At 57.9% G+C, this 8,346-nt stretch carries 7 protein-coding genes and 1 pseudogene; 2 read left to right on the top strand and 6 right to left on the bottom strand.

Annotated elements, in window-relative coordinates; translation table 11 throughout:
- From HMPREF2724_RS11425 to rpsL, 4 genes are all read right to left on the bottom strand, one after another.
- Window positions 1–622, bottom strand: a 622-nt coding sequence (locus HMPREF2724_RS11425; RefSeq protein WP_141748391.1) for a GTP-binding protein, incomplete at its 3' end; no start/stop codon positions are given.
- 418 nt (window positions 623–1,040) lie between these two features.
- Complete coding sequence (fusA, locus tag HMPREF2724_RS11430) at window positions 1,041–3,170, bottom strand: elongation factor G (protein ID WP_070588628.1); 2,130 nt, start codon at window positions 3,168–3,170, stop codon at window positions 1,041–1,043.
- A 348-nt stretch (window positions 3,171–3,518) separates the two neighbouring features.
- Window positions 3,519–3,986 carry a 30S ribosomal protein S7 gene (gene rpsG, locus HMPREF2724_RS11435; protein WP_042529270.1) on the bottom strand — a complete coding sequence of 156 codons (468 nt, stop codon included), beginning with the start codon at window positions 3,984–3,986 and terminating at the stop codon, window positions 3,519–3,521.
- 6 nt (window positions 3,987–3,992) lie between these two features.
- Window positions 3,993–4,364 (bottom strand): 30S ribosomal protein S12, encoded by a 372-nt coding sequence (rpsL, locus tag HMPREF2724_RS11440; protein ID WP_046646811.1) that lies wholly within the window; start codon window positions 4,362–4,364, stop codon window positions 3,993–3,995.
- Between the two features lie 673 nt (window positions 4,365–5,037).
- Between rpsL and HMPREF2724_RS11445 the strand changes: the two genes are divergently transcribed.
- On the top strand, window positions 5,038–6,831 hold the full coding sequence (locus HMPREF2724_RS11445) for a ribonucleoside triphosphate reductase (protein WP_061920472.1): 1,794 nt from the start codon (window positions 5,038–5,040) through the stop codon (window positions 6,829–6,831).
- Window positions 6,788–7,528 carry an anaerobic ribonucleoside-triphosphate reductase activating protein gene (locus tag HMPREF2724_RS11450; RefSeq protein ID WP_201040640.1) on the top strand — a complete coding sequence of 247 codons (741 nt, stop codon included), beginning with the start codon at window positions 6,788–6,790 and terminating at the stop codon, window positions 7,526–7,528. Before HMPREF2724_RS11445 ends, HMPREF2724_RS11450 begins: the two co-directional genes overlap by 44 nt.
- On the opposite strand, the gene HMPREF2724_RS11455 is transcribed toward HMPREF2724_RS11450, so the two are convergent.
- Together HMPREF2724_RS11455 and HMPREF2724_RS11460 are read right to left on the bottom strand one after the other, a co-directional pair.
- Window positions 7,509–8,060 (bottom strand): nucleoside/nucleotide kinase family protein, encoded by a 552-nt coding sequence (locus HMPREF2724_RS11455; RefSeq protein ID WP_061920470.1) that lies wholly within the window; start codon window positions 8,058–8,060, stop codon window positions 7,509–7,511. The genes HMPREF2724_RS11450 and HMPREF2724_RS11455 overlap by 20 nt on opposite strands.
- 19 nt (window positions 8,061–8,079) lie before the next feature.
- Window positions 8,080–8,346, bottom strand: a pseudogene (locus tag HMPREF2724_RS11460) (energy-coupling factor transporter transmembrane protein EcfT); the annotation flags it as partial.

The following is an 8,346-nucleotide window of genomic DNA, read 5'->3' on the forward strand; positions in this document are numbered from 1 at the left end:
GCTCGCGCTCCGGATCCGGGATGGAGTCATCGCAAGCCTGCATGAGGTCGACAACAGCCTGTACCCACTTCTCGTCGCCCTCAAGAGCCTTCAGAGCGGAGATGTGAACGATCGGAGCTTCCTCGTCGTAGTCCTGCTCAGCGAGCAGCTCGCGGATCTCCATCTCGACGAGCTCGATGATTTCCTCGTCGTCAACCATGTCGCACTTGTTCAGTGCAACGAGGATGTAAGGAACGCCAACCTGGCGAGCCAGAAGAACGTGCTCGCGGGTCTGCGGCATCGGGCCATCGGTTGCAGCAACAACCAGGATAGCGCCGTCCATCTGAGCAGCACCGGTAATCATGTTCTTGATGTAGTCGGCGTGGCCCGGAGCGTCAACGTGTGCGTAGTGGCGCTTCGGGGTGGAGTACTCAACGTGGGAGATGTTGATGGTAATACCGCGCTCCTTCTCCTCAGGAGCCTTATCGATCATGTCGAATGCGAAAGCGGTGTTCTCCTCAGGGTACTGGTCAGCCAGAACCTTGGTGATCGCTGCGGTGGTGGTGGTCTTGCCGTGGTCGACGTGTCCGATGGTGCCGATGTTAACATGCGGCTTCGTACGCTCGAACTTCTCCTTTGCCACTGTTTGTCCTCCTGGACTCTATGGCGGCTGCATAGGCAGCCACGTGGTTGGTTAATGTCATTGGTACTTGGAACGAAAACTCCGAAGCGCTAATGACGCTTTCTTTACGTGCCAGTTACACGATCCTAGATTTATGCCGCAGTTTTTTCAAACCGCCTAAATAGGAGGTAACCCCGCGCATGTTGTGCGGTCGTTGACCCTCGACAAGAATCTGATAACGGATCCTGGGAGGGTAACGGCCGGCTCAACCAACACTTTTTGCAAGTGCAAGTTCAGCCAACCGCTACCCAACCAGTTGCCTCACGCGGGAGAAAAGCTGCAAGCTCTTGCCCCGCCCCGCAACTGGAATCTACTGGCAAAGACTACCAGCCGTATGCGGGGCTGAAGCGTGAGGGGGTGGCGATTGCCTTAAGGCTAGTTAGGCCTTGTTGCCGGTGCGCTCTTCGATGATCTCGGTTGCAACGGAGGAAGGAACCTCAGCGTAGGAATCGAAGACCATGGTGAAATTTGCGCGGCCAGCGGTGGAAGAACGCAGGTCGCCGATGTAACCGAACATCTCGGACAGCGGAACCTTTGCCTTGACAACCTTTGCGCCGGAGCGGTCTTCCATAGCGAAGACCTGGCCACGACGGGAGCTGATGTCACCGTTAACGGTGCCCATGTACTCCTCAGGGGTAACAACCTCAACGGCCATGACCGGCTCAAGAAGGACTGGCTTCGCCTTAGCAACAGCTTCCTTCAGAACCTGGGAGCCAGCGAGCTTGAAGGCCATCTCGGAGGAGTCGACGTCGTGGTAAGCGCCGTCCTCGAGGGTTGCCTTGATGTTAACCAGCGGGAAGCCAGCGAGGTAGCCGTACTGCATTGCGTCCTGGATACCAGCGTCGACGGAAGGGATGTACTCCTTCGGAACGCGGCCACCGGTGACGGCGTTCTCGAACTTGTAGGTTGCGGACTCGCCCTCCTCCAGCGTCTCTGGGTCCGGGTTGTAAGGCTCGATGGTGACGATGACCTTTGCGAACTGACCAGAACCACCGGTCTGCTTCTTGTGGGTGTAGTCCAGGGACTGAACCGTCTTGCGGATGGTCTCGCGGTAAGCAACCTGTGGGTTACCGATGTTTGCCTCGACCTTGAACTCGCGCTTCATACGGTCAACCAGAACGTCGAGGTGGAGCTCGCCCATGCCGCCGATAACGGTCTGGCCGGTCTCTTCGTCGAGCTCGACGGTAAAGGTTGGATCCTCAGCAGCGAGCTTCTGGATAGCGGTACCCAGCTTCTCCTGGTCAGCCTTGGTCTTTGGCTCGATGGAAACCTTGATAACCGGCTCCGGGAAGTCCATGGACTCGAGGATGATTGGGTTGTCCTTGTCGCACAGGGTGTCGCCCGTGGTGGTTTCCTTCAGGCCGATAACTGCGTAGATGTTACCTGCGTCAGCCTGCTCAACAGGGTTCTCCTTGTTGGCGTGCATCTGGAACAGCTTACCGATGCGCTCCTTCTTACCCTTGGTGGAGTTGAGCACCTCGGTGCCTGGGAAGACCTGGCCGGAGTAAACGCGAACGAAGTTCAGCTGGCCGAAGAATGGGTGTGCAGCAATCTTGAAGGACAGTGCGGAGAACGGGGAAGAAACAGCCGGCTTACGAGTAACCTGCTCTTCCTCGTTGCCAACAGCGTGGCCAATGACCTCGCCGACGTCCAGCGGGCTCGGAAGGAAGTCAACGACTGCGTCAAGCAGCGGCTGAACGCCCTTGTTGCGGTAAGCGGTACCACACAGAACCGGGTAGATCTCGGAGTTGATGGTCATCTTGCGGATGGCTGCCTTGATCTCGTCAAGAGTCAGCTCCTCGCCGCCGAAGTACTTCTCCATGAGCTCTTCGTCAGACTCAGCAACAGCCTCGAGCAGCTTCTCGCGGTACTCTTCAGCCTTCTCCTGCAGGTCAGCAGGGATCTCCTCGATGGTCGGCTCAGCACCGGTCTCGACCTTGCCGCGCCAGGTGATGGCACGCATGTTCAGCAGGTCAACGACACCGTCGAAGTCGTCCTCAGCGCCGATTGGCAGCTGCAGAACCAGTGGCTTAGCGCCGAGGCGATCGATAATGGTCTGAACGGTGAAGTAGAAGTCAGCGCCCAGCTTGTCCATCTTGTTGACAAAGCAGATACGCGGAACGTCGTACTTAGCAGCCTGACGCCACACCTGCTCGGACTGTGGCTCAACGCCTTCCTTGCCGTCGAAGACAGCAACAGCGCCATCCAGGACACGCAGGGAACGCTCGACCTCAACAGTGAAGTCAACGTGACCCGGGGTGTCGATGATGTTGATCTGGTTGTTGTTCCAGAAACAGGTAACGGCAGCGGAGGTAATGGGGATACCGCGCTCCTTCTCCTGCTCCATCCAGTCAGTGGTGGATGCGCCATCGTGCGTCTCGCCGACCTTACGGTTAATACCGGTGTAGAAGAGAATACGCTCGGTGGTGGTGGTCTTACCAGCATCGATGTGAGCCATGATGCCGATGTTGCGGACCTTGTGAAGGTCCTTAAGCACTTCTTGTGCCACGGTTTTACCCCAACTTATTTATCGTGGACGCTTCGCGCCGGTTCCCCGCTTTCAAGGCGAGGTTCCAGCACCAATCCGTCCGCATGGATAGGTCTTTATTAATTTTGCCACGTCTCGGCCGTCTTAGCAGCCGCAGGGCTACTAAAACTTCCAGCGGTGCACCTTAATACACCTTTACGTAGCCCGCCTCCCCAAGCTAGCCGTCTGCCCACAAGGAGAAGACACCAGCTTAGAAAAATGGCCCGAGCAACGATATGAAGTTGTGTTTGCAGTTTTAACCGCAGAAAGCGGGTGGAACTGTTCAGCAAAACTATTACGTTGCTCGGACCATAGGCATACGCTGGAAAATTACCAGCGGTAGTGTGCGAAGGCGCGGTTTGCCTCAGCCATCTTGTGGGTATCTTCACGACGCTTCACGGAAGCACCAAGACCGTTGGACGCATCCAGGATCTCGTTAGCGAGACGCTCGATCATGGTGTTCTCACGACGCTGGCGGGTGAAAGTCACCAACCAACGCAGAGCGAGGGTGTTAGCGCGAGCCGGCTTAACCTCAACTGGCACCTGGTAGGTAGCGCCACCGACACGGCGGGAGCGAACCTCGAGGTCCGGGCGGATGTTGCCCAGAGCCTTCTCCAGGGTGCCGACTGGGTCGGTACCGGTCTTCTCACGGCAAGCCTCGAGTGCACCGTAGACGATGCGCTCTGCGGTGGACTTCTTGCCATCGAGGAGGATCTTGTTCACGAGCATGGTGACCTGCTCGGAGTTGTATACCGGGTCCTTAACTACAGGACGCTTCGGAGCAGCATTCTTACGCATTGTTGATTACTGTCCCTTCTTTGCACCGTAGCGGGAACGAGCCTGCTTGCGGTCCTTAACGCCCTGGGTATCCAGTGCGCCACGGATAATCTTGTAACGAACACCCGGGAGGTCCTTAACACGACCGCCGCGGACGAGCACCATGGAGTGCTCCTGCAGGTTGTGGCCCTCGCCTGGGATGTACGCGGAAACCTCGATACCGGAGGTCAGGCGAACACGAGCGACCTTACGCAGTGCAGAGTTCGGCTTCTTCGGGGTGGTGGTGTAAACGCGGGTGCAAACGCCACGACGCTGAGGGGAGCCCTTCAGCGCTGCGGTTGCGACCTTGGAGCGCTTATCATGGCGGCCCTTACGGACCAGCTGCTGAATAGTTGGCATAAATCTAGTCTTTCTGTATGACTTCGGCTGAACTGACCGATGCTGCCCAAACACGCAAAAATAGGGGCTCTTTTCCGGGGCCCTTCCGCGTGTCCAGAACATCAATCAGCCATTCAAGCCGATTAATCGATCAGACTTTTCGCCCTACATGAAGGCGAAACCTCTTCGAACAATAGCAGCGACACACAAAACATCCAAATTTCATCTACCTGGCTTTTCTTTCCATCACCGCAGGCAGTCAATCACACAACGCTTGACGACGCCGCACCTCACCCGAGGCAGCTGTGACAAATTCCCCGGAACTTTCCGCTCCACCCGAAATCGGGCCTTAAGCTTCACCTATAGAGGCAACAATCACAGGCACTAAATAAGCGCATACCCTTTCGAGCTTTCAGACGATCAGGGCACTACATATAGGGTCAGAGACTCCAAAATGGCCAATATCTTGTATTACGTCGACCCACGCCGCGACAAATTACAGCTATGTTATTCCGTGACGCCCAGCGCTGCACGGTGGCTTTTCTGCCATCTCGGCTTACTGCAGATTCTCCCACATGAATGCGGTCGCCATTGCTTTCCCTATATGCGCGCCTGGGCATGTCATCAGAGCTGGAAAGGCAGCGAGCTTTTCGCTGTACCAGCGCTCCATTTTCATAACGAAGGGAAGAACTACATGGGTTCACGGACCATTAACGTCGCAGATTCCATCGAGGAGTACTTGGGCCGGCGTGATTGGCGCATCAACGCCAATGCCAATCAGGATTTCTCGCTAGGAGGGTTGATTCTTAACAATGCGGGCAAGGTAACCGCCAATTACTGGCTGGATGAGGTCTTTTCGGAGGCTGCGGGTAATGCCCACCGAGCAGGTGATATTCACATCCATGATCTAGACATGCTCAGCGGCTATTGCGCTGGCTGGTCACTGCGCCGAGTTCTAGAAGAGGGATTCGGTGGCGTTCCAGGCACTATCTCTTCAGCACCACCGAAGCATTTTTCCTCCGCGTGCGGACAGATCGTCAACTTCCTGGGCACTCTGCAAAACGAGTGGGCAGGCGCGCAGGCCTTCTCCAGCTTCGATACCTACATGGCGCCTTTCGTGCGGCTGGATAACCTCAGCTACGGCCAAGTACTTCAATACATGCAGGAATTTATCTTCAACCTGAACGTGCCTTCGCGCTGGGGTACGCAGACGCCGTTCACGAATCTTACCTTCGATTGGCACTGCCCCACCGATCTGCGGGACCAAACCCCGCTCATCGGCGGCGAGCCCGTCGACTTCTGTTACGGCGACTTGGAGGCGGAGATGGTCATCATCAACCGTGCCTTCATCGAGGTGATGTCCGCCGGCGACGCGGACGGTAGGCCTTTCACCTTTCCTATCCCCACCTACAACATCACCCCGGACTTCGATTGGGACAGCGAGAACGCCGAAGCTCTGTTCACTATGACAGCCAAGTACGGTCTGCCCTACTTCCAGAACTTCCTTAACTCCGATCTAGACCCAGGCATGATTCGCTCAATGTGTTGCCGGCTGCAGCTGGACCTGCGCGAGCTATTAAAGCGAGGCAATGGCTTGTTCGGTTCGGCCGAGTTAACCGGCTCCATCGGCGTGGTCACGCTCAACTGCGCACGCCTGGGCTACCTCTACCGCGGCGACGAGGAGGCGCTATTGGCGCGCGTCGCAGAGCTGGTAGATCTCGGCGTCGACACGCTCGAGCGCCGCCGCGCCTTTGTTAACAAGTGTTTGGAGAAAGGTCTTTTCCCCTATACCAAGCGTTGGCTACCCAGCTTGGATAACCACTTCTCCACCATCGGCGTCAACGGCTGCAACGAGATGATCCGTAACTTCACTGCCGACACCTACGATCTCACCGATCCGCGCGGCCATGCTCAGGCATTGCGTCTGCTGGAGCAGGTTCGCGCACTGCTTGTCGACGCCCAGGAGAAGACCGGGCACCTTTATAACCTTGAAGCCTCCCCTGCCGAGGGCGCTACGTACCGCTTCGCCCGCGAAGATCTGAAGCGTTATCCAGACATACTGCATGCCGGCACCGCAGAAGAACCGTATTACACCAATTCCTCGCAACTGCCCGTCGCGCACACTCCCGATCCCTTTGCCGCACTCCAAGCCCAAGAGGACCTGCAGACCCAATACACCGGCGGAACGGTGCTGCATCTCTACATGGGTTCGGCGATGTCGACCGGCAAGGCTTGTGCGACCCTGGTGCGCCGCTCGCTGGAGAACTTCCGCCTGCCCTATGTCACCATCACGCCGACCTTTTCCATCTGTAACTCCCACGGCTATATCTCCGGCGAGCATCCGCACTGCCCCGACTGCGGTTCCAGCACTGAGATGTGGACGCGCGTGATGGGCTATTTCCGGCCAGTCTCCAGCTTCAACACGGGCAAGAAGGGAGAGTTCCATGAGCGCCAGTACTTCGACGAGAGGCTTGCGGCCAGCGTCTAAGACTGCACCTTCGTTGCAAGAGCCGAAGCTAAGTTCCAGAACGCAGCTGCCGATTGGCGGGCTTATCCCCTTCTCGGCTTCGGATTGGCCGGACCACCTGACCATGACGTTATTCCTCAACGGCTGCCCGCTGCGCTGCACCTATTGCCATAACCCGCAGCTGCAGGCCTTTGTGCCGGGAAGCTATAGCTGGCAGGAAGCACTCTCCTTGCTGTGCTCGCGCCGCGGGCTACTCGACGGCGTGGTTTTCTCCGGCGGAGAGCCTCTATCCGCCCCGAGGTTACCGCAAGCGATAGCCGAGGCCCACGCGGCTGGCTTTAAAGTTGGCCTCCACACGAGCGGCTATCTACCGGGCCGGTTGGACAAGCTCATGGCCCATCCCGAAACACAGCCGGAATGGATAGGCATCGACGTCAAAGCCCTACCGGAAGACCTGCCACAGGTCACCGGCTGCAGCCGTGCCCAAGCGCAGCGGATGTGGGAGTCCTTCCATCTTTTGGCAGATTATGCGCGAGCAGGGCAGCTATCGCTGCAAGCCCGAACCACATTGTGGCCAGGGTCGTGCATCGAGGCCCGGATTCCCGAGCTGGAAGAACGCGTTGCGCAACAGGGACTTAAGCTGGTGCGCCAGTGGGCGCACGACGTCGACAAGCACGGCGTCTACTGCGGGGCGGAAGCTACTGCCATTCCCACGTAAATTCGGCGTCGGTGGCGCGCTCGGAGAAGTAAACCTTCTCTTGTTCCTCCCAGGTCTCGAACCACTCTGCGTAGTCCGGATCTCTCTCGATGGCTCGCTCATAGCGCTTTTCGCGCGGGCCGTCGAGGCGCACCGTAATTACGGTGCCGCGCTCCTTAGCGGCGGCGATATTTTCTGGGGTAACCGCACCGACTCCCTCCACGATGAGGTCATCGCGCGCGTCCAAACTCGCCCACTCACCGGGCGCATTGGCTTCCCAATCCCAGCGCCAGTAGCCAGGATTGGCCCCGCGCAGCACCTGTTCGGCAACCATCTGGGAGCCCTGCTCAAGGCCGTGCCAACCGGGATAGAACTCGTCCAGGTGCACCACACGCCAGCCTGCTCTATCGGCGAGGGCGGCGCAGGCCCACGTCTTGCCAGCACCCGATGGCCCATCGATGAGCACCGTCACCGGCTTGAAGGGTTTCTTGCGCGTCGCGGCAGCCTTGATGACATCCTCGATGAGGCGGTCGAGCTGACTGTCGAAGTCCATGCTTCGTGGCCCTTTCGTCTTATAGACCGAAGAATCTCCAGGAATCTGTAACTACCGACGCTACCACCGGCACTGCTGCCAAAAGTGAACCGGCTAACATGATGAGCCAATCTTTCCTGCTCACACGCGACTCGCGCGCCCACGTGCGCGCCGGCGAATACAACGGCGTGCGCCCGAAACCACGGGCCTCCATCGCCGTGGCCAGCTTGCCGCCGCGACGTAGCGCCACTACCAAAAGGCCGAAGGACATCGTAAGCAAATGCTTAACCTTGCCGCGATCCCCCAA

The sequence above is a fragment of the Corynebacterium sp. HMSC071F07 genome, assembly GCF_001810285.1.
Classification (GTDB): Bacteria; Actinomycetota; Actinomycetes; order Mycobacteriales; family Mycobacteriaceae; genus Corynebacterium; species Corynebacterium simulans.